Source organism: Mucilaginibacter gracilis (assembly GCF_003633615.1).
GTDB classification, from domain to species: Bacteria; Bacteroidota; Bacteroidia; order Sphingobacteriales; family Sphingobacteriaceae; genus Mucilaginibacter; species Mucilaginibacter gracilis.
The window spans coordinates 1236816-1257838 of record NZ_RBKU01000001.1; the positions used below are offsets into that span (position 1 = coordinate 1236816).

Consider the following 21023-nt stretch of genomic DNA (forward strand, 5'->3'; position numbering starts at 1 on the left):
GTGTAAAATATTTTATTATATTCATAGTCAAATCATTACAATCAATAATCAGGCCATTTCAACACTATACTTTTCGGTAATTGTTTGTAAAAGGTCATATATCTCCTGTACATCCTCGGTGCCTACTAACTGCATCCGGTATTCTTTAAAGTGGTCTAATCCTTTAAAGTAATTGGAGTAATGGCGGCGCATTTCAAAAATACCGGTACGCAGTCCTTTCCACTCAATCGATTTTTCTAAATGCGTTTTGCAAACATCAACCCTTTCGGCAATTGTTGGCTTCTCGCGATGTTGGCCTGTTTCAAAAAAGTGTTTTATTTCGCGGAAAATCCAGGGGTAGCCAATAGCTGCCCTGCCAATCATCATCCCATCAACGCCATATTCCAAACGCCAGTTGGCAGCCTTTTCCGGCGAATCAATATCCCCGTTCCCAAAAATAGGGATCTCAATATTGGGGTTCTTTTTTATTTCTCTTATCAACCTCCAATCGGCTTCGCCCTTGTACATTTGCGCGCGTGTGCGGCCATGTATGGTAAGGGCCTTAATGCCTACTTCCTGCAGGCGCTCGGCAACCTCGTAAACATTTTTGGTATTATCATCCCAGCCCAAGCGTGTTTTTACGGTTACGGGCAAATGTGTTGCCTCTACAACGGCGCGCGTCATGGCTACCATTTTATCAATATCCTGCAACAGGCTGGCACCGGCGCCGCGGCAAGCCACTTGTTTTACAGGGCAACCGTAGTTAATATCCATCAAATCCGGACCGGCAAGCGTAGCAATCCGGGTGGCTTCGCGCATACTTTCTATATCGCTGCCAAATATTTGTATGCCAATAGGCCGCTCGTATTCAAAAATATCAAGCTTTTTTCGGCTTTTTGCAGCATCGCGTATTAAGCCCTCGCTGGATATAAATTCGGTATACATCATATCGGCACCATTCTGCTTACATACGTAACGAAACGGCGGATCGCTCACATCTTCCATAGGCGCCAGTAACAGCGGGAATTTACCCAGATCAATATTTCCGATTTGAACAGACATGCAGTATCTTTAAACGCTGCAAAAATACAAAAATATTAACTTATATGACAGATAGCTATAACGACCGTATTCACCCGGCAGGGCAGTTTTTTATTTTGGTGGTTATCACTTTCGGAATGATGATTGCGGGCGGCGTTGTCGGTGCCGGTATTATCTGGATGTTTTACGGTTTAGACCCTTTATTATCTCTCATAAAAGCCGGCGTAACGCCGCAAGTTGTAAATGAATTGTGGGTGCTGCAAGTTACCAGCACTACCATACCGCTGTTTGCCGGCCCTTTTGTATTTGCCAAATTTGTGGTTAAAAAACCCGGTGCATACCTAAAGGCAACTGTTAAATTTAATCCGCTACTATTGGTAATGGTGTTTGCGGTAATGATTTTTTCGACACCTTTAATGGAGTTGTTAATTAACATAAACCAAAAAATGGTATTCCCGAAATTTTTAAAGGGTGTAGAACAATGGATGCGCGATAGCGAAACCGAAGCCGCCAAAGAAACATCTATATTGCTTGCATTAAAATCGGTTTGGCAAATGTTATGGGCGCTATTGGTAGTAGGCTTTTTAACAGCCGTGGCCGAGGAGTTTTTATTCAGGGGGTGCATACAAACCATTTTTACACGTTTAACCAAAAACCCGCATTTGGGTATTTGGCTGGCGGCTATATTATTTAGTGCCATACACATGCAATTTTTTGGCTTTTTGCCGCGTTTAATGCTCGGTGTATTTTTTGGCTATTTTGTGTTGTGGAGCGGCAGTACATGGACATCTGTTTGGGGGCATTTTATAAACAACGGAACCGCTGTAGTGGTTACTTACCTTTATAAACAAAAAACAATTGCCGTTAACCCAGACGATCAGCACATTTTTAATTATGGGCATTATACGTTCAGTTTGATAATTACCTTACTTTTGTTTTTCGTTTACAGAAAATTAACAGTAACAAAAACACAACAAGCTACGCTATAATGGAAAAAAATTGGGTTCGGATATTTACATCTACCAATTACTACCAATCGGAGATCGTTAAACAAATGCTTATCGAACACCACATAGCCAGCGTATTGATAAATAAACAAGATTCGGCCCATCGCACGTTTGGCAACATTGAAGTTTATATTCATCAGGAAGACTTTAGCAGAGCTATAGAGGTGATTATACTTAACCAAACAGCAAACTTGTAATGCCGGAAACCAGTACTAAAAGCATAATTAGATACCTATGAGAACACGGGCTATAACAGGCATACTTTTTGTAATTATCATGCTGGCCTCGCTACTCAATGGCCCGTATATATTCACCGCATTTTTAGGCTTGTTAGGCTTTTTGTGCCTTAACGAGTTTTATAACTTAGTAAAAACACCTCAAATTATACCAAACCGGGTTGCCGGCTTAATAGGGGGGCTATGCATTTTCGCAGGTAATACACTCCACTACATTTTAAATATCGATCCTAAATTTTTGCTCATCAGCATACCCGTATTGTTGAGCATTTTTATTGCCGAACTTTACAAAAAATCTGAAACACCTTTTAATAACATTGCCTATACCTGCCTTGGTTTCATTTTTTCTATATCGCCTTTTTGCTTTTTATTTGCGCTGGCATTTATAACCGGGCATTTCGATCATCATTTTCCGTTAGGCTTTTTATTGTTGCTTTGGAGTAATGATACCGGCGCGTATGTTGTGGGCCTCAAATTTGGGCGCACCAAGCTATTTGAGCGCCACTCGCCCAAAAAAACCTGGGAAGGCTTTATTGGCGGTTTGCTATTCACTATGTTTATATCATGGGTAATATCGCTATACTTTACAGATATTACCTGGAAACAGTGGATGTCGGTAGCGGTATTGATTTCGTGTTTCGGTACGATGGGCGATTTGATAGAATCGATGCTGAAACGTAATTTTAACACCAAAGATTCGGGCACCATATTGCCGGGCCACGGCGGTTTGCTTGATCGATTTGATGGTTTATTACTTGCAGCACCTGCAGTTTTTGTTTACTTGTACTTAATTTCAAATTAGTACTTTTACGTTATTAATTAAATACCCTGATCTGCCATTAAAATACCATATGACCATTCATAAAGAAGGTTACACCCCAATAGCCCTGTGCATTCTTTTCATTTTTGTATTGAATGCCCTTATACAATTTTATTCGCCAAGTGCCACTGCTGTAAAATGGATTGTTTACTTGCTGTCTTTCGCGTTTTTTGTGGTTACGATACTGTTTTTTCGTAGCCCGGCCCTTGATATTGTTGCGGATGACACTACCGTACTTTGCCCTGCCAACGGTATGATAACCGCAATTGACGACGTTGAAGAAACCGAGTTTTTAAAAAGCCGCTGCACCAGGGTTGCCATCGCAATATCTGCTACCGATGTACATGTAACACGCAATGCAGTTAGCGGCGCAGTAACTTATTTTAACTACGATAGCAATAAAAACCAAACTACAATTGCCGTACAAAACAATGCCGGGCTTACCGTTTTACTTAGGCAAACAGCCGGCTTGCTGCCACAACCTGTTATAACTTATGTTAAAACAGGCGATTTGGTTAGCCAGGGTGCGCAATTGGGCTTTGCTAATTTAGGTGCCAGGCTTGAAGTTTTTTTACCCGCCGGAGCAGTACTTAATGTTGACCCGGATGACAAGGTAAAAGGCGGACAAACCATGCTGGCCGAATTGAGGGCCTGATAATTTATTTATAAACCGACACCACACATAATGCCAGTTTACGTATACGACCGCCAGTCGAAAAAAACAATTGAAGAGCACGCCATAAAATTGGGTGGCTTAATGTTTTTATATAAAACCCTTACCGGGAAATTGTTAACCAACCTTGTGCTTAAAAGGCGGTTCATTTCCAAATCGTACGGCAGAGTAATGGATGGTAAGCGCAGTTTAAAGCAGATACCTAAATTTATTGAGCATTATAAGTTAGATGTTAACGAAATAAAACGACCGCTTAGCTCATTCAAAAGCTTTAACGATTTTTTTATTCGCGAACTGAAACCCGAAGCAAGGCCAATTGACATGGTTGCCGAACACCTGATATCTGCCGCCGATTCGAGGTTAATGATATGGGACCTGAGCAAAGCCGAGCAATTACCTGTAAAAGGATATTGGTACAAACTAAACGACCTGGTAAAAGATAAAGCCCTTGAGCAGGAATACGCCGGTGGCTGGTGCTATATGTACCGCCTTGCCCCACAGGATTTTCACCGTTACGGTTATATTGATAATGGTAAACAAGAGCAGGTTCGTAAAATAAAGGGCATCCTGCACTCGGTAAACCGCATAGCCCTTGCCGAAACCAAAAGCGTAATGGCTAAAAACTATCGTGAGCTAACCGTACTGCATACCGAGAATTTTGGCAAAGTAATACATATTGAAGTGGGAGCCTTGTTTGTTGGCAAAATAGTGCAGCGCTATAACAGTGCCTACACCTTTAAGCGCGGCGAAGAAAAAGGTTGGTTTGAGTTTGGTGGCTCAACCGTTATACAGCTATTTAAAAAAGACGCCATTGTGCCCGATGCCGACATTATAGAGCAATCCATCAAAGGGATAGAAACCCTGGTTAAAATAGGCGAAAAGGTTGGTTTAAAGGCTTAGTAATAGCTTTACTTAGCCTCCCACACATTATCTTTTTTATTAATATCGACATCGTAAATACCGCCTAATACTATTTTGGCAATACTCTTTTCGGCAATAAAATTAATTACAACGTTACGGTTGCCGTTTTCCCAGCACGAAATATCTTTGTGTATCAGTTTGGTGGTGCCATCTTTATAGCTCACCGTTAAATCTACCGGTACGGCTTTTATACCAACATTGGCAATAATAACCTTGTATTCCTTATTAATGTGGGTTACCTTGGCTATGGCCTGGTCGGGGAAGCCGTTATCCATAAACCAATTTTTCCAAAACCAGTTTAGGTTTTTACCGGCACCGGCGTTCATACAATTAAAAAAATCGTAAGGCATGGGGTGCTTGCCGTGCCATTGCTCAATATAATAATGCAAAGCCTTGGTAAACAGTTGCTCGCCAAGCATATCTCGCACGTATAAATAGCCAAGCCCCGGCTTAGGGTACGAGTTGGTTAAAAAGCTAATACCCGATAATTGTGGCGTAAGCGTAACAATTGGCTGATCTTCTTCCTTTCCGGCACTAAACTCGTAAGCGGCAATGCCGTCAACATCGGTTACGCGCGAATCTACCAGAGGGCTTATAACCCATTCGCCAATGGTTGCCCAACCTTCGTCCATCCAACCGTATTTGGTTTCGTTAATGCCCATGTAAAACGGAAACATGGTATGAAATATCTCATGGTCGGTTAGCTCAACCTCGTCCTCAAATTTTTCCAGCGGGTTATCGTTAACCATCATGGGGTATTCCATCTGGTCCAGGCCATCAACAACAGTTTCGTGCGCATATGGGTATGGCCATTTAGGGAATTTAAAACTCATAGCCTCCACCGTTTTACGGGCATAACCTATTACGTTGTAGTAATCTTTGTGGATGGGGTTAAAAACAGCGTCAACCCGTGTACGGCGGCCGCTAACCGAATCAACCACCAAACTACTGGCTTGCCACGTATAGTGGTTGCTTGTGGCAAAAACAAGGTCGGTAACGTTGTTAGCTTCAAACTTCCAGGTATTGGTAATGTTTTGCGCTGTAATATTACCCGAAGCCAAATCCGCCTCGGTAATAATGTTGGTTACGCTATCGGCCAGGCCAGCTTGTTCTATCCGTTTTACAAACTTATCGGCATATACTTCGTTGGGGTTTTTTAAATCTCCGGTGGCCCATACGGTGTAATTGGTTGGTACGGTTATTTCGGCATTAAAATGGCAAAAATCGTTGTAAAACTCTTCGCTGCCTAAATAGGGGTATCTGTTCCATCCGTCAACATCATCGTAAACGGTTATTCTCGGGAAAAAGTAGGCCACAAAATACGATCCCGAATCTATCTGCCCCATCCGCACATGCGATGTGCGGTTTAGCGTGTACGAATAATTAACCGTAACGTGCAACTTCGCTTTTGATAGTAACGGACTGATGTCCATCATCATATTAGTACCTTCAATATTGATCCTCGATAAATCCTGATCTTGCTGATTGATGCTTATTTTGGATATTTGCACTCCATCCGAAAGGTCCGCAGCATCCATTTTATAATTACGCATCACGCCTTTTTTGTAAAAGTTGGGGTACAATTTAAATACCAGTTCTTTAAGCGTATCCGGGCTGTTGTTGATGTAATCAATATCTACCGTGCCTGTTAAAATGCGCGTATTGGGTTCAAAATTTACCTTAATGTTGTAATCGGCAGTGTTCTGCCAGTATTTGCTACCCGGTTTGCCATTATAAGCCCGTGTACCCTTGTTATAACTATTTACAATGTTTAAAGGCGGTTGTAAAATAGCCTGGGCAAAACTTTGAGTAACGTGCAACAAAAGCAACAACAACAATAGTTTAAATTTAATCATATCGCATTAAATGGGTTGTGGTGTAGATAATTAACAATTTAAAGATTTGTTTTTAAATTGAGAATAATGCGGGCAATTATTTTTTTTGCAGACATAAAAAAACCCCTCAATTAATTAAGGGGTTAATTATACTTTGGTTTAATTTATTAAAGCTCTTTAGTGATCTCGTCGGACATGGGCGTTGTGGCCGAACGGAAACGGTGAATTAATTTTCCGTTTTCATCTAACAGAAATTTCTCAAAATTCCATTTAATGTCTCCTGTAAAATCGGGGTTTGGGGCTGTGGTTAAATAAGCAAACAAGGGGTCAATATCCAGGCCCTTAACGCTCACCTTGCCACTCATTGGGAAAGTTACCGAAAAGTTATCATGGCAAAAGGTTTTAATATCCTGGTTAGTGCCAGGCTCTTGCCCGCCAAAGTTATTAGCCGGGAAACCTACAACAACTAACTTATCCTTGTATTTATCGGCAAGCTGCTGTAATTCGGCATATTGCTTGGTATACCCGCATTTAGAGGCGGTGTTTACAACCAATATTTTTTTCCCTTTATATTTTGACAGTTTAAAATCCTTCCCATCAATAGTTTTCAGCTTAAAATCGTAAGCGGGGTTGTTTGCTGTAAACAACAAGGCTATTATTACAAATGCTAATGCTTTCATATTTACTTGATTTTTTATTTAGGCAATTTTAAGCAGATTTTATGGAATATGTTTGAAATAACATATAAATTTTACAATAGCCGCTTAGTGAGGTAAAAATCTTCTTTCTCCGTCATCAGCTTTTTGTCGGCTTTTGTTTTGTCCTTATAACCAAGCAAATGTAGTGCGCCGTGTATAATAACGCGGTGCAATTCATCTTCCTCCGTTTTAGAAAACTCTTTAGCATTCTCGCGTACGCGGTCTATCGAGATAAAAATATCACCCACAACTACATTTTCTATTTCCGAATTATCAAAGGTTATAATATCGGTATAGGTATCGTGGTCTAAATATTGCTGGTTTAGGGCCAGCAAATAGGTATCAGAGCAAAAAATATAATTAAGTTCGCTTAACGAATAACCTTCGGCAACTATGGTAGCTTTAAGCCACTCGCGTAGTTTGGCCTTTTTTTTAGGTTTAAACTCAGTATCCTCTTCAAAAAAAAAAACAGGTATAGCCATGCTTAAATTTTAAAATGCAGTTCAACTTCGTTGCCCTTGGCGTTAAAAACGCACTGGTCGGCAAGTTGTTTAACAATAAAAACACCCCGGCCGGTTAAATTTTCTAAGTTTTCGGGCGCAGTAGGGTCGGGCAGTGTGTTGTAATCAAAGCCGGTACCTTGGTCGGTTACCGTCCATATAATGCGTTTTGAGTCAACTTCGGCATTAATAATCACTTTTTTTTCTGCATCAAGTTTATTACCATGTACTATAGCGTTAATAAATGCCTCATTTAAGCACGTCATCATATTTGCAAAAGTATCCTCGCTTATCTGATACCTATCGGCTATTTCTTCAATTAGGTTTTCAAGTGCAGCGAGGCTTTCCATTACCGATGGTAATTGCAAAGTAAATAATTCCCCTGTCTCTATTTTGGCTGCTTCCATATTATTTACCATTAATTTGATCAAAGTAGATTTTTATTTTGGACTTATAATAATAGTTTAACGTTGGCGAAACGGTGCGTATCTGTTCGGTTTGCTTACTCTTCATCTGCTGATAGTTTTGCAAGGCCTTTACATAACCGGGAGCAACATCTTTAGCGGCCTTACTTTCCCGCTGCTGATCCTGGTCACGCTGCTGATCTGCTTTTTCGGCTTCGAGCATGCGTGTTTTAATTTGCTGTTGTCGCTTCACTGTTTCCTCTGATATTTTCTTGTTTACGAGATCTTTCTCCGTTTGTTCCATTTCTTTCGAAATATTGTCCAAATCGCCCAACTGTTTCTTTCCGTCCTTATTTTGCTGTTCGTTAATTTGCTGCAAACTTTGCCTTATCATTTGTTGCTCGCGCGCCATTTTAGCAAATTGCTCGCTCATTTGCCCTTGGCTCCCGCTTTTGCCCTGGTTGCCTTGCTGCTGCATTTGATTGCGCATTTTTTGCATGTTTTCATTGAGCTTTTGCTGCATTTGATTGAGTTGCGACATTGATGGTTGCTTGCTTTTGCCCTTACCGCCCTTAGCGTTTTTCATCGAATTTTGCAATTGGCTCAATGCTTCATCCAACATTAGTGCCAAATTGTTCATCGATGTCATGGCGTACTGTTGGTTTTGGTTTGCTTCGGCCGTGCGCCTGTCCCCAAGGTTTGTTAAACTCTGCTCAATATTACTATTTATTATGCCTATTTCCTTATTAACGGTTGATTCAATTTGCGGAACACGCTTGCTTAGTGAGTACAAGCTATCTTCGGCATTCTTCATGTTATCTTTAATGTCTTTTTGTTTTTGGGCCCAGTTAATATAGGCAGGGTCGGCGGCGTTCATGTTGCGCAAACTCTGCATTGTTTTTTCTTGCTCAAACGAGTTATTAACAAGGTTTTTAATCAGCTCCCGCAACTGCTGCATGTTTATAGTATCCTGCTGCTGTTCGCCATCCTGCTGCATTTTTTGTAACTTTTCGGCAAGTTGCTGCATTTGTTCGCCAGCATCTTGTTGAGATTGCGATGCTTTTTGTTTGTTACTTTTGCTTAAATTATCCTGGCTCTTATCAATTTGGTCGTTAATTTTTTTCTCGTCGGCCTTGGGGTTTTCAAAATTGGTTTTCTGCTCTAACTGGTCATTTTTGTCTTTCAATTCATCTAAGGATTTTTCTACATCCTTAAAATCTTTTTTTAACTCGTCTTGCTTTTGTTGTATTGCTTTTTGATCGCTATTGTCTTTCCGTGTCTCGTCTGCCAGCTTCTTTTCCTTATCAGCAAGTTTATTTAGCTGGTTAATGTTTTCTTTTAGCTTCTGCTCAATCTCCAATTGTTTGTATAATTCCAACATCCGGTCGAGTTCCTTTTTTAACGATTTATTATCCATTTGCATTTTAGATAACTCATCCTGCGCCGGGTCTTTTTGGTTTTGCTCAAGCAGTTTTTCAAGGCGTTTCAGCAAATCCCGTGTTTTCTCGTCAAGCACGTTATTAAATAAATTTTCAATTTGCTTCTGCTTGTCTAATATTTCCTGGTCTTCTTTTTTGTTTTCCTGACGGTTTAACAGGTTTTGTTTGTTTTCTTTCTGGATGTCCTTAACCATATCATCAAGTTCCTTACGCTTTTGCAAAAGATCTTGTACCTGCTTTTTTTCATCAAACGACAGGTTGTTTTTATTTAAAAGTAGTTCATTCAGTTTTTTTGCATCTTTTTCTACCTCTGCCGAAAGCTTTATGGCCGAGGCCATTTTTTGTTTAACCGATTCCGTACCTGCATCAAGTTGTTTATTTAGCTCCTGCTCGGTGGGTATATGTAAAGTATGCTCGGCCGACCGCACCGTTTGCGGACCATTAACCCCATTATTATCGGCAACTTCAAAATAATAACTTACTTCTTCGCCCGGCTTTGCATCCAGTTCTTTTAAATTCCAATAATAGAAAAAACCGGTTTGGTTTTGGTTAAGGTCTGCTTTTACGGCTTTAGTAAATGTGCGCGGCTTTGCATTGGTATGCGATGTAATGGAATAGTGAAACGTTAGCCACGAGAAACCATAATCATCCTGTATTTTACCGTTAAAATAAATAGCTTTTGAACTTGCCGAATCGGGCTTTTCGTCAACCTCGATAGTGGGAGGCTGGTCGGCAATAATGTTGATATGATAACTTGCCGAATCGCCGTGTTTAACCGCATTGTTGAGTGCTTTCAGGCTGTAATTAGCGGTGTTTAATATCCGCTCGGTATTCAAAAAGGCATTACCATCGGCTTGCAAACGTTTGGTATGCCCGTTCATTTCAAAAAGCATGGCATTGGCGTTTTGGGTATGCATTGTCCAACGCACGGTGGTTCCTATGGGGAGGGTAAGGTCGCCGGCATTATTAAGTTGCTCGTTCTTTTTGTGAATGTAAGCAGGATATTGCAACTCCACATCAAAGTGCAGGAGCGATGGTTTCAGGTTAACGCTGATCTGGTATTCTTCCGACGAAAAATCGTTTCCCGTTAATTTAAATTTAACGTTTTGCTGTAAGTTTGAAAACAGGTAATGAAACTTACCTATATTATCTTTATCAAGCTTAAAGGTATTGTTACCGGCTTCAAGGTAAACATCATTAGGGAATTTATCGCCTACCAGTTTCAGCTCAAGCTTAAAATCTTCGCCTTGTACCACCGAGAGCACCGGATTGGTAATAACAAACCGGAAGGGCGATTTGGGTGCAAAATATTGATTGTGTTTGATAAGCCTTTCGGTACTGTCTTTCAGCATAGATGGTGCGGTAAAAGCCAGTATCACAATAATACAAAGCGGCACCAGAGCCCATTTTAAATACTTAACATTCTCTTTAATACGGATGGCCGACGGAAAACTGACCGGCTTAAGCGACACAATTTTTTGATTGATGCTGGCTTCGATCAATGCCCGGTGAGCAGGTTGATCGTCCGACAGGCGTTTTAGCTGGAGGGTATTAAGCAGCTTGTCTTTAACGTCGGCAAAATGTGTACCTATAATTTGCGCCGCTTCATCATGGCTAATTGTACTTCCTAACCTAAAATACGCCATTAGCGGCGGTAAAACCAACCAGCAAAATATGGTTACGTTAAGCAGTATATACCCAAAAAATAAAATACTGCGTAACAGTGTGTTAAAATTACCCAGGTACTCGCTAAGGGTAACCACAACAAATCCCGAAAACAAAACGGCTCCTAAAAAAATAATGCCGCGCAGCAGTTTGTTTAAATAATACCTGCGTATAAAGGTATCTATCTTACTTATCAGTAAATCGTAATTACTAACTGCCTGCATATGTTTAATAAGCTAATGTAATAAACATTGTGTTAAAAACGCCATACCGCCTGGTATAATTGCGTGGGCCATTTAAAAATTACAGTTTATAACACCAATATGCTACTAACTTTAAAACCAAATAGGCTCTAAAATTATAAATTTGCTATTTTTGTATACCAAACCCCTATCGCAGTGAAAGTTAGTATAAAAAAAATAGGCCTTAAAATTATTAAAACAGGTAGCATTGTTTTGGGTACCATATTGTTGCTCATGCTTTTGGTGCCATTGCTGTTCCCTTCGGCGGTTACTAAAAAAATTAATCAATGGGCCAATAGTAATATTAACGGGCATGTTGTATTTTCGGGTACCAGCCTTTCGTTTTTTAAACATTTCCCGGCATTAACACTTACCCTTTACGATGTTACGCTTAAAGGTAGTGCCCCATTTGAAAAAGACACCCTAATTGCCGCTAAAGAAATTGCTTTTGGTATAGATGTTAGTTCGCTATTTAAAAGTAAAGTAAAAATAGGTAAGATATACCTTAGCAATGCCTTTATTAACTTACAGGCCGATAGCCTGGGCAGGGCAAATTATTATGTTTACAAATCGTCGGCACAAAAAAGCGCCGCGCAGGCCGATAGTAGCAGTGCATCATTAGGGATAGACCAGATTTTGATTGAGAACAGCCGCCTGGTATATAACGACCGGTCGTTACCGATGATGGTGATTGCCCGTAATTTTAACTACACCGGCAGCGGCGATTTGAGTAAGGATGTTTTTGCCCTGCATACCCACACGCAAATACAATCGCTTGATTTGTATTACAATAAGCAACCCTACATATTATCCAAAAAGGTAAATGCCGACCTGGTAACCCGAATTAATACCAAATCGTTAGATTTTGTTTTCCAAAAAAACGATCTGATGATTAACCAGCTCCCTGTGCAATTTACCGGCAAGTTTGGCTTTTTGAAAGATGGCTATGATATGGATTTCAAGATTGACTCGCACGAAAGTGACTTGAGCGATATTTTTACGGCCCTCCCGGCAGAATACCAAAAGATGCTGGAGAAAACAGATGTGGATGGATCGGGCAACTTACAAATATCGCTAAAGGGAAAATACATTGTTAAAGACAAAATTATGCCCGATTTGGATATTAGCTTAAAGATACGCAATGGGTATGTTAACAATCAAAAATCGCCGTCGCCGGTACGTAACCTATTTCTCAACATGGAGTCGAAGTTGCCGGGTTTAAACCCCGATAGCTTGTATGTAAATGTCGATTCTATCTATTTTAACATCGGCAAAGATTACTTTAGCTCGATAATACGGGTTAAAGGCATTAAAGAACCACAAATTTACGCCAAAGTTAATACCGAGATCGATCTTGAAAAATGGAACACCGCCTTCGGTATTAAGCCATTCCAGGTAAGGGGCCGCTATTCGCTACACCTGCTGGCCGAAGGCCGGTACGCCAAGGGCACGGTGAGCAACAAGCTAAAAAAGGTGGATACCGTAATTACCAGCATACCTAAGTTTACGCTCACATCGTCATTTAAAAATGGCTATTTTAAATACGCCAAATTGCCGCAAGCCATTAACAACATTGGCTTTAATATGCGGGCCAATTGCCCTGATAATAATTACAAACACATTAGCCTGGCAATTGATAATTTAAATGCATCGGCATTAAACAATTATATTAAAGGTTACTTTAACCTGGCCAACGTTAACGACTTCCCGGTTGATGCAGGCCTGCAAGCCAAATTTCATCTGGCCGATTTAAAACAGTTTTTACCTGCCGATAGCATACAAATTGAGGGCGACCTTGATGCAAATGTTAAAGTAAAAGGTAAATACATTGCTACCAAACACAAATTTCCGTTAACGGTTGCCGATGTTGTGCTAAAAAATGGCTCTATCCAAACCAAATACTATCCGCATCCTATCCAAAAAATCAACATCGATACCCGCATAACCAACCATACCGGTACATTAAACGGCACTAATGTTTCTATCAAACCTATATCCTTTCAGTTTGAAGGCCAACCCTTTTCGCTAAAGGCCGAACTGCACAACTTTGCCAATCTGGAATATGATATTCAATCAAAAGGCACCATCAACATAGGTAAAATTTACCAGGTGTTTGCTCAAAAGGGTTACAATGTACATGGTAGCATAGCAGCAAACGTGGCATTAAAAGGCAAACAAAGCGATGCTGTAGCAGGGCATTATGATAAGCTTCAAAACTCGGGTACTTTAAAAGTTAAAAACATGACTCTTTTGTGGGACATGTTTCCGCAGCCGTTTACCATCAGTAAAGGCGATTTTAGCTTTAACCAGGATAAAATGCTGTTTGATAGTTTTACAGGCCATTACGGTAATTCGACAATGATATTGAACGGCAATTTAACCAACGTGATAGACTATGCTGTAAAGCCGGGCTCTATCCTTAAAGGCCAGTTTAACCTTACCAGCAACCTGCTTGTTGCTAACGATTTTATGGCCTATTCGGGCGCGCCACAGGGTAGCAGCAGCACCACGGGCGTTATTATGGTGCCCAAAAACCTAAACCTGGTTATTACTGCCAATGTTAAGAAACTTACTTACAACGGCCTGCTTATAAACGATGCCAAAAGCCAGATGACCATTAATAACGGCAATATTAACCTTAAACAAACAGGCTTTAATTTAATAGGCACACCAGTATCAATGGATGCCAATTACCTTAGCGTAAGCCCACAGAGGGCCTATTTTGATTACCACATTAACGCCAAGGATTTTGATATAAAAAAGGCCTACAACAAAATTAAGCTGTTTCGTGATATGGCCACTGCGGCAGAGCATGCCGAGGGCTTAGTTTCGTTGGATTACCAGTTAAGCGGCAGGCTTAACAGCGATATGCAACCCGTTTACGCATCGTTAAAGGGCGGAGGCGTACTATCGGCAAGGCAAATTAAAATGCATGGTTTTAAGTTATTGAACGCTATAGGTAACTCAGCCAAGCGCGATAGTTTATCAAAAAACCCAGATGTATCGCAAATTGACATCAAAACAAAAATCGCCAATAATATAATCACTATTGAGCGTACAAAGATGCGCATAGCAGGTTTCCGCGCCCGTTTTGAGGGCCAGGTGAGTTTTGATAAAAAGATGGACCTGCAATTTAGGTTAGGCCTACCACCACTAGGAATAATAGGCATACCGATGAACATAACCGGCACTCAAGATAAGCCTAAGATACGCTTAGGCAAGGGTAAAAAAGAAGATGAGTTACAGGCTACAAACGACGATAAATAGAAACAATGCTTACTTAACGCATTGTTATAGTTTCCAGTTATCATAATCCCAAATAAAAACCTTTCCGTTGATAGTCAATTCATAATCAATGGAGCCTTGGGTAGGAATGGGTCTGACAAGGCCCATTTCAGTAAGTTTTTCACAAACCAGGTTTAGTCTGCTAAATTTCATAGTGCCTTTTTGTATCTGCTTCAATGCTTTGTAAATGTTTCTTTCGTTCATAATAAAGTTAAGGTTATGCAAAAATACCAAATAACTTAAATGGTGCGATAAGAATAAAAAAAAGCCACCTTTGTGTTATTTAAACGTAACTGCACTTGTATAAAAACCACCCTCCTACGCAAATTTTTCTGTTATGACTTGAATGAAGGCTTACATTGCAGTTTAATAGGTGCTCATGAAAATTAAACATTGGTAACCATCCTCTCAATCGAAAAGCCCACAAAAAATCCGCGAATGCGCCTGCTTGTTGTACTTGTTTTCTATCTGCGTGTTTATCAATTAATCACCAACAGACCAAGCTGAAATAAAATTGCTATATCGCAATTTTAAGCCACAATAAAGTATGGAGGCTAGGGTAATAGAAATTGCTAACATTGTAAATTTGGGTTTGCGATTATTAGCGCATACGTTATATTTGTGGCCTGATTTATTTTATCACTTTGCTTACTACCACACAAATTGGTTAATTACAAAAAGTAAAGTAACAGATTAATTTAAACCGAGCATCAGTACGGTATACTACAGATAAATAAGCTGTGTAACAGCAACACCACCATTCGGGATGTAGCGTAGCCCGGTATCGCGCCAGCATGGGGTGCTGGAGGTCGGAAGTTCGAATCTTCTCATCCCGACTTGAAAATCAAGGACTTATGATTGAAAAATCTGAGTCCTTTTTTATTGGGTCTAACATAGGTCTAACAGTTTGCGTGTGTTTTAGTACGTTTTTTTATTGCTAAAGAAAATCACATTAAGTTATTTTGTGCTATTGAAGATAGTGGCAGGAACAAATTCTTGCTATAATTCGATAAACTTAGCATTACTATAGTTTAGATTTTCATTGTGTTGAACGTAGCCAAGTTGATTTGTCAGCATTTTGGTATGGCCTATTTTAAATTCTGGAATATTCCGGTGATGATGCCCATAGACCCAATAATCCGGCGTGGTATCCAAAATCAAATAATCCAGCACGGTTGCAAAAGCTTCGTTTAAATAATCACTTTTATATTCGGGCGGATAGTGTTTAAAAGTAGGAACGTGATGTGTGATAACAACTTTTTTGCCATTTATTTCTTTTTCTAAAGCATCGCGCAGAAAATCGACACATTTTGCGTGAAAGTCATTATAATCAGGAATTTGAAAGCGCTTTCCGTTGTAACTGATTTGATAGAAATCATTTAAGCCCCTTTCTATTCGCCAGCCATTTAAAAGACTGATTGACGACCACAAGGTGGAAAATAGTAGCTGATGTGTACCAAAATTTTTAACAACATTATTGACCAGGGACACATTGTCTCTGATCTTTTCTTCAAATGAACCTGACCGGTTTGAAATATCGCTTTGATAGTACTCGTGATTACCCGGTATCCAATAGGTTTCCCTGAAATGATCGCTAACGTAATTAAAGAAGTCTTTTTGATAGTCTATCCGATTAAACAAAGTAATGTCACCTGCTAATATCAAAATCTCTCCGACGGGTTGAATTGGGTGTGCTTTTATATAAGCTTCATTTTGGGGAAACTCTAAATGTAGGTCGGAGCAGTATTGTAGAATCATATCGGTCCAAAATTAGAAAAATGGGTTTTAAAACCATTATGGGGATCGATTATTTGACCTGACTTTTTAAAAACGACTTATTTATATCTATTTTAAATTGGAACGATATTAAAATAAATTGACACAAAATTTACCATTACAATAATTGTAGCTGATGTTTTTTAGCCGGATTTATTATATTTGCAATATTATTTGCTGCCCGCAAGATAGCAAACTTTATAAAGTTTGCTTTGGGCCTTACAGAAAAGACCGGCTGTGATAGTGTTGGAACCTTGTCTTCTGTATTGTTTCGTTGACCTAATTCCGAAGCAATTTTTTCAATATTTTGCCTCAATTAACCCCTTTATTTTGTTGAACGGCTTCCCACCAATTATCCTCTACATTGATATATAAATGGTCTATCAGCACCTTATCCCTGATCTTGCTTTCCAGTTCGCTGAATACATACAGTTCAACTTGTATCGTTTTCATAGCCGGGTAATTAAGTGAATAAGAGATTGACCGCATGTTCCATTTTGGGGTCGGCGTACCTGCCTGTACCGACATAGTTATGCAGGCAATGAATAGCGAACACGCACATATAGCCACCGAATAAAACTTCGCTGAAAACCTTACGGACATTCGTGAGTTCCTCCCGGTGCTTTTCGATCAGTTCCCCTGTTCCCCGGGCGAGGTCAAACCAAAAGTCAAAGGCCAGTAATTGGTCTTTCCAGTTTTTTCGCATCGCTTCCTGTTCATCGTAAATGGTTTGGGCGACTTCGGCCATATAGGTTAAAAATCCGGGTACCTCATTTGCCATTAAACCGTGCAATAGCCTTGCTTTCTGCACGTTGTCCATCAGTTCCAATGGTTTCATTTTGTTGCTGTCTTTAAAATGAGGGGTATTGCTCCCCCCTTATCAATGATTAATTCAGTTTCAGGGCATCCGCTCCGTGACTAGCGAAGTTTTTGCAAAGGTCAAAAGCCACCTGCGCCCTTTGTTTGGCCGTTCCGTCCATGATGGATTTGAATTTGGCCTCCTCGTCCTTAAAGCCACGGACATTTTGAAAATAGCCTGTCACGGCGTTATAGGCTCCAAATACCGTCCCTGCGGTTGTCTCGGTCTGCTGTGTCGGGTTGCCCAAAGCATAGGCCTCCACGCTTTCCACGATGTTCTTAAAGGTGCTTGACAAATCGTCCGTTTTGCCCCCGGCTAAGTTTTTAAGGACTTCCTTGTTGGGAGACATCGCCACCTGTATCAATTTTTTAACTTCCTTATCGGTGATGCGTACGGTCGCCCAATGGTTGAATAGTTCTTCCAGTTCCGCACCCAACGAATTGGTGATGCCCATTAAGGTATGCGCCTGTTTCAATCGGTCGTTGGCACTGGCGGTATGTCGTATCTTGATCGCCCCGCTGTGGTTCTTTAAAGCGGCGTTCAAAGTATTGTTGCATACGATGCGGATAGGCGTAAAAGCTGCGGTAATACTTCCAAAACCATCATGCGAAGTGGTCAGGAATAGGTACTGCTCTATCATATCCTGCTTGCCAACTTTGATATAACCCGGCAGTTTAGCGGTAATAAAAATGCGTTCACCATTACCCAACGCCCCGGCAGTCTCGTATAAAATACCATCACCACCACCCACGATGGCATCAAAAAAAGTAAAGGCCTCGGCATTCTGCACGACTTTGTAGTCCTTGCCTACCACGCCCAAAACGGCATCGTTATCATTTCGGACGGTCGCAAAAAAAGCCGGAACACTGATTTTCGCCGGTTCTATCCCTGCGGTTAACTCCGCTAAATCATTGCTGATGCCATTGGTGAACAACGGGCGTTTCTCCACGAAGTAATCTAAACCCGCAAACTGAATGGCTTGTGCGGAGGTTGGGTATTGTTCCACGACTTGCCCTAAACCGTGCCATGCCTTTTCCTTTACGCTGAAAAAACTATGCTGATTGGTTTGGTCGTTGAAATTGAGGTTATGTGCCATGACTGTAATTTTTTAATTTGAAATGAATTGCATTGAAAAAGTGATAAGGTTCAGGCAGGTGGTTTAAAACGGCAGGTCGTCATCCTCTCCCGGTTTGCCGTCCACCACAAGGGTCATGGTCTGCACGGGTTCAGTGTCCGCTCTTTGTGTGCCCTGTTTCCCGGCATGCCCCAATAATTTCAGGTTCAGCACGGTTAAGGTCAGGTTAGCGATGGCGTCACCGTCCCGGTTGATCCACGCCCTCGCACCTATCCGGCCATACAGTTCCACGACTGTTCCCTTGGTCAGGTATTCGGCCACCCCGGCATTAAGCCACCACGCACAATCTACGAACGTGGTTTCCCTTTTCAACTCGCCGTCCTTTTTGTAGGTACGGTTGACGGCAATGGTAAAATTGGTTACCGTTTTGCCACCCTTAACTTCTCGGACCTCGGCCTTGCCTGTCAAAACTCCTGTGCTTGTGATTTCCATCTTTTTCTTTATTAATGAGTTAAAAATTATTTCGTACCTCCTCAACCGAAACTCTTCCAAGGATTTTTTTTGAAAGACGATGGGTTAAAAAGGTAGCCAATGGAAGTGGGGCGGATCTCAGGGTGCAAAAGGAAGCGGAATAAGTGCCAAAGGCCGTAGCGGGTTGAGGAACGATCCCCAGGCGGAGTTATGCCGAACACTTTTTCAGCCTGTGTGGTCTTCAGGCATCAGGCCCAACTTCGCGTCCTTTTTAACCCTCGTCTTGAAAAAATGCAGGAAGAATTTTAATATTTTTTCGATGCGCGGCGGGATAACGTCGCTGGAAATTGTTCAGCACTCATAATTTTTGCGGAAGATTCTTAATTTAATATCATAAACTATCCGCCATGCCTGAACTGACAAGAGCAACCGTATTGCGTTACCAAAGAAGATTTTAGCAGTAACTGGAAAATTATGCCGCAGTACGGAAAAAGCGTATCATAGATGGAGGAGAAACGCCGCAGCTCGCGAGCCTGCTTATTGAAAAATTCGGCTATGGCATCGCTTGAGCCGATCATGTTATGGAAATCGGAAGTCATGAATTTTATCACCGTGTGGATCAGCTTGTGGAAGAGAACAATCCCCGGGCAAGAAAAACACGGCAACAAAGGTGAGCGCAAAACCAGCCGGACTTGAATTGAACATGTAGCCATGACCATCAGGGATAGCACCGGCATGTGTGACTTGTTGTCCTTGAGTTAAGTAAGCGGACATTACAAATGTTCTTTTGTAATAACTGATTATCTGATGAATGGATACACCATTCTCTCTATTTGAACAGATGAAAACACCTTCCTAATTGATTCAGGTGCCATCTGCATGAGTACAGCAGGGAAGAAAGCAAGTAAGAATTGAATATAACATTCAATCCTTTCTAAGTATTTTGGTATGCGTAGGTAACGAACCTATGTTTGAATCACCATCGCGATCAACAAGTCTACTCAGATTATTCAACTACGGTTGTAAGGCTTGCCACAAAAGGGTATGGTGACAGTCTTGGTGGTAATGTCGCCCATCAATCGTTCAAAAGAAATTAATACGTTGAATAGTAGGAAGTTAAAACTTATTGAATTAAAACCGTACAAGTAATCGGAATAAGGTAATGTTATAAAGGCTATGAAATCGCCGTGGTAAGCCATCCTTATGCCTTAGCGAAAAAAGATTGGGAAAAAAGCAAATGCCTTTGGGAAAGCCAAAGGATAAGCAGACTTACCCGCGACGTTAATGATAAGTTTAGTAAGTAGCCGTTTAAGACGGCCAACGCGGCAATACGACCGATGTATCAATGGAACACAATTAACTGGACGAGAAGTCAGCGTAATGTTTTCAAGCTGCATAAACGAATTTACAGGAATGCATGTGCGGAACTATAATATCTACGCGCAAATTACAAAAACTGTTATCGAAATCTAATGCCGCCAAGCTATTGGCGGTTAGGAAACTAACGCAGGACGATCAAAGGAAGAAAACAGCGGGGGTTGATGGTGCAAGAAAACTAACTCCGGCGCAACGGATGAAACTTAGCAACAAAGACTTATTGAAGGTAAAGGTAAAACCAACTCACCGAATATGGATTCCGAAACAGTAATGAAATACGCCCTTTGGGCATACCGTTATGAAAGACCGTGCTGCACAGGCGTTGGATAAATTAGCCCTTGAACCCGAATGGGAAGAGAGGTTTGAACCCAATGGCTATGGGTTAGGGGACTGGGGATCAGTCGATAATGCTACTGAAGCGATCTTTTATCAATCAAAGGTAAGCCTAAGTATATATTAGATGCCGATATCGAGAAATGCGTTGATGAAATCAGTGATGAAAACTTTTAACAAAGTTAAATACCAATCCCAGCCTAAGAAGATTGATTAGGGCTTCGTTAAAACTTCCATTATAAAATGAAAGCTTTTGATATAAGTCTGTGGATCAGTTATCGTATACTCACTTTAGATTATCGGTTCTAAACACTCTTAGACTACTATTTCACATGGCGGAAATTTAAAATAAAAAAGACCTGATGAGCTGGTGCCAACTGGCGATCC

22 protein-coding genes and 1 tRNA gene are annotated in these 21023 nt (G+C 40.8%); 9 read left to right on the plus strand and 14 right to left on the minus strand.

The annotated features are described in order from the left end of the window. Positions 1 to 48: 48 nt before the first annotated feature. Positions 49 to 1041 carry a tRNA dihydrouridine synthase DusB gene (dusB, locus tag BDD43_RS05290; RefSeq protein WP_121196756.1) on the minus strand — a complete coding sequence of 331 codons (993 nt, stop codon included), beginning with the start codon at positions 1039 to 1041 and terminating at the stop codon, positions 49 to 51. A gap of 44 nt (positions 1042 to 1085) precedes the next feature. Here dusB and BDD43_RS05295 point away from each other — a divergent pair, with 44 nt between their 5' ends. The 5 genes from BDD43_RS05295 to BDD43_RS05315 are packed head-to-tail and all read left to right on the plus strand — an operon-like array spanning position 1086 to position 4656. Next, a complete protein-coding gene (locus tag BDD43_RS05295) occupies positions 1086 to 2009 on the plus strand; it encodes a CPBP family intramembrane glutamic endopeptidase (RefSeq protein WP_121196757.1) in 924 nt (307 codons plus the stop codon). Then, positions 2009 to 2224, plus strand: a complete 216-nt coding sequence (locus BDD43_RS05300) for a DUF2007 domain-containing protein (protein ID WP_121196758.1) — start codon at positions 2009 to 2011, stop codon at positions 2222 to 2224. The genes BDD43_RS05295 and BDD43_RS05300 overlap by 1 nt, the downstream gene beginning before the upstream one ends. 37 nt (positions 2225 to 2261) lie before the next feature. Next, positions 2262 to 3065, plus strand: a complete 804-nt coding sequence (locus BDD43_RS05305) for a phosphatidate cytidylyltransferase (protein ID WP_121196759.1) — start codon at positions 2262 to 2264, stop codon at positions 3063 to 3065. Between the two features lie 49 nt (positions 3066 to 3114). Beyond that, positions 3115 to 3738 (plus strand): phosphatidylserine decarboxylase, encoded by a 624-nt coding sequence (locus tag BDD43_RS05310; protein WP_121196760.1) that lies wholly within the window; start codon positions 3115 to 3117, stop codon positions 3736 to 3738. Between the two features lie 30 nt (positions 3739 to 3768). Next, positions 3769 to 4656 (plus strand): phosphatidylserine decarboxylase, encoded by an 888-nt coding sequence (locus BDD43_RS05315; RefSeq protein ID WP_121196761.1) that lies wholly within the window; start codon positions 3769 to 3771, stop codon positions 4654 to 4656. An 8-nt stretch (positions 4657 to 4664) separates the two neighbouring features. Here the strand turns inward: BDD43_RS05315 and BDD43_RS05320 are convergent, their stop codons facing one another. The 5 genes from BDD43_RS05320 to BDD43_RS05340 form a co-directional block, all read right to left on the minus strand. After that, the gene (locus BDD43_RS05320) at positions 4665 to 6533 is read right to left on the minus strand and encodes a M1 family metallopeptidase (protein WP_121196762.1); all 1869 of its coding nucleotides are present in this window, start codon (positions 6531 to 6533) and stop codon (positions 4665 to 4667) included. Between the two features lie 146 nt (positions 6534 to 6679). Further along, positions 6680 to 7192 carry a glutathione peroxidase gene (locus BDD43_RS05325; protein WP_121196763.1) on the minus strand — a complete coding sequence of 171 codons (513 nt, stop codon included), beginning with the start codon at positions 7190 to 7192 and terminating at the stop codon, positions 6680 to 6682. Positions 7193 to 7263: 71 nt separating this feature from the next. Then, positions 7264 to 7692: an rRNA maturation RNase YbeY gene (gene ybeY, locus BDD43_RS05330; RefSeq protein WP_121196764.1), complete on the minus strand. Its 429-nt coding sequence runs from the start codon at positions 7690 to 7692 to the stop codon at positions 7264 to 7266. Positions 7693 to 7694: 2 nt separating this feature from the next. Next, positions 7695 to 8117, minus strand: a complete 423-nt coding sequence (locus BDD43_RS05335) for an ATP-binding protein (protein ID WP_121201889.1) — start codon at positions 8115 to 8117, stop codon at positions 7695 to 7697. Between the two features lies 1 nt (position 8118). Further along, on the minus strand, positions 8119 to 11442 hold the full coding sequence (locus tag BDD43_RS05340) for a DUF4175 family protein (RefSeq protein WP_121196765.1): 3324 nt from the start codon (positions 11440 to 11442) through the stop codon (positions 8119 to 8121). A 174-nt stretch (positions 11443 to 11616) separates the two neighbouring features. On the opposite strand from BDD43_RS05340, the gene BDD43_RS05345 reads away from it, so the two are divergent. Next, positions 11617 to 14727 (plus strand): AsmA family protein, encoded by a 3111-nt coding sequence (locus BDD43_RS05345; RefSeq protein ID WP_121196766.1) that lies wholly within the window; start codon positions 11617 to 11619, stop codon positions 14725 to 14727. Positions 14728 to 14751: 24 nt separating this feature from the next. On the opposite strand, the gene BDD43_RS05350 is transcribed toward BDD43_RS05345, so the two are convergent. Further along, positions 14752 to 14949, minus strand: coding sequence for a hypothetical protein (locus tag BDD43_RS05350; protein WP_121196767.1), 198 nt, complete (start codon positions 14947 to 14949; stop codon positions 14752 to 14754). A gap of 558 nt (positions 14950 to 15507) precedes the next feature. Between BDD43_RS05350 and BDD43_RS05355 the strand changes: the two genes are divergently transcribed. Further along, positions 15508 to 15581: transfer RNA gene (locus tag BDD43_RS05355), tRNA-Pro, on the plus strand. 163 nt (positions 15582 to 15744) lie between these two features. On the opposite strand, the gene BDD43_RS05360 is transcribed toward BDD43_RS05355, so the two are convergent. From BDD43_RS05360 to BDD43_RS29675, 7 genes are all read right to left on the minus strand, one after another. Next, positions 15745 to 16503, minus strand: a complete 759-nt coding sequence (locus BDD43_RS05360; protein ID WP_008507830.1) for a metallophosphoesterase — start codon at positions 16501 to 16503, stop codon at positions 15745 to 15747. A gap of 136 nt (positions 16504 to 16639) precedes the next feature. Next, entirely contained in the window at positions 16640 to 16837 is a 198-nt protein-coding gene (locus tag BDD43_RS05365; RefSeq protein ID WP_040626034.1) for a hypothetical protein, read from the minus strand. Then, positions 16834 to 16974 carry a hypothetical protein gene (locus BDD43_RS29910; RefSeq protein WP_008507831.1) on the minus strand — a complete coding sequence of 47 codons (141 nt, stop codon included), beginning with the start codon at positions 16972 to 16974 and terminating at the stop codon, positions 16834 to 16836. Before BDD43_RS29910 ends, BDD43_RS05365 begins: the two co-directional genes overlap by 4 nt. Before the next feature lie 10 nt (positions 16975 to 16984). Next, a complete protein-coding gene (locus BDD43_RS05370) occupies positions 16985 to 17359 on the minus strand; it encodes a hypothetical protein (protein ID WP_008507832.1) in 375 nt (124 codons plus the stop codon). Between the two features lie 49 nt (positions 17360 to 17408). Continuing rightward, positions 17409 to 18476 (minus strand): DUF932 domain-containing protein, encoded by a 1068-nt coding sequence (locus BDD43_RS05375; protein WP_008507833.1) that lies wholly within the window; start codon positions 18474 to 18476, stop codon positions 17409 to 17411. 63 nt (positions 18477 to 18539) lie between these two features. After that, positions 18540 to 18947, minus strand: a complete 408-nt coding sequence (locus tag BDD43_RS05380; protein ID WP_008507834.1) for a single-stranded DNA-binding protein — start codon at positions 18945 to 18947, stop codon at positions 18540 to 18542. 377 nt (positions 18948 to 19324) lie between these two features. Further along, a complete protein-coding gene (locus tag BDD43_RS29675) occupies positions 19325 to 19525 on the minus strand; it encodes a hypothetical protein (protein WP_147425577.1) in 201 nt (66 codons plus the stop codon). A gap of 818 nt (positions 19526 to 20343) precedes the next feature. Between BDD43_RS29675 and BDD43_RS31035 the strand changes: the two genes are divergently transcribed. Both BDD43_RS31035 and BDD43_RS29915 read left to right on the plus strand, forming a co-directional pair. Further along, positions 20344 to 20574, plus strand: a complete 231-nt coding sequence (locus BDD43_RS31035) for a reverse transcriptase N-terminal domain-containing protein (protein ID WP_050982119.1) — start codon at positions 20344 to 20346, stop codon at positions 20572 to 20574. 27 nt (positions 20575 to 20601) lie between these two features. After that, positions 20602 to 20763 (plus strand): hypothetical protein, encoded by a 162-nt coding sequence (locus BDD43_RS29915; protein WP_157543923.1) that lies wholly within the window; start codon positions 20602 to 20604, stop codon positions 20761 to 20763. The last annotated feature ends 260 nt before the right edge of the window (positions 20764 to 21023 follow it).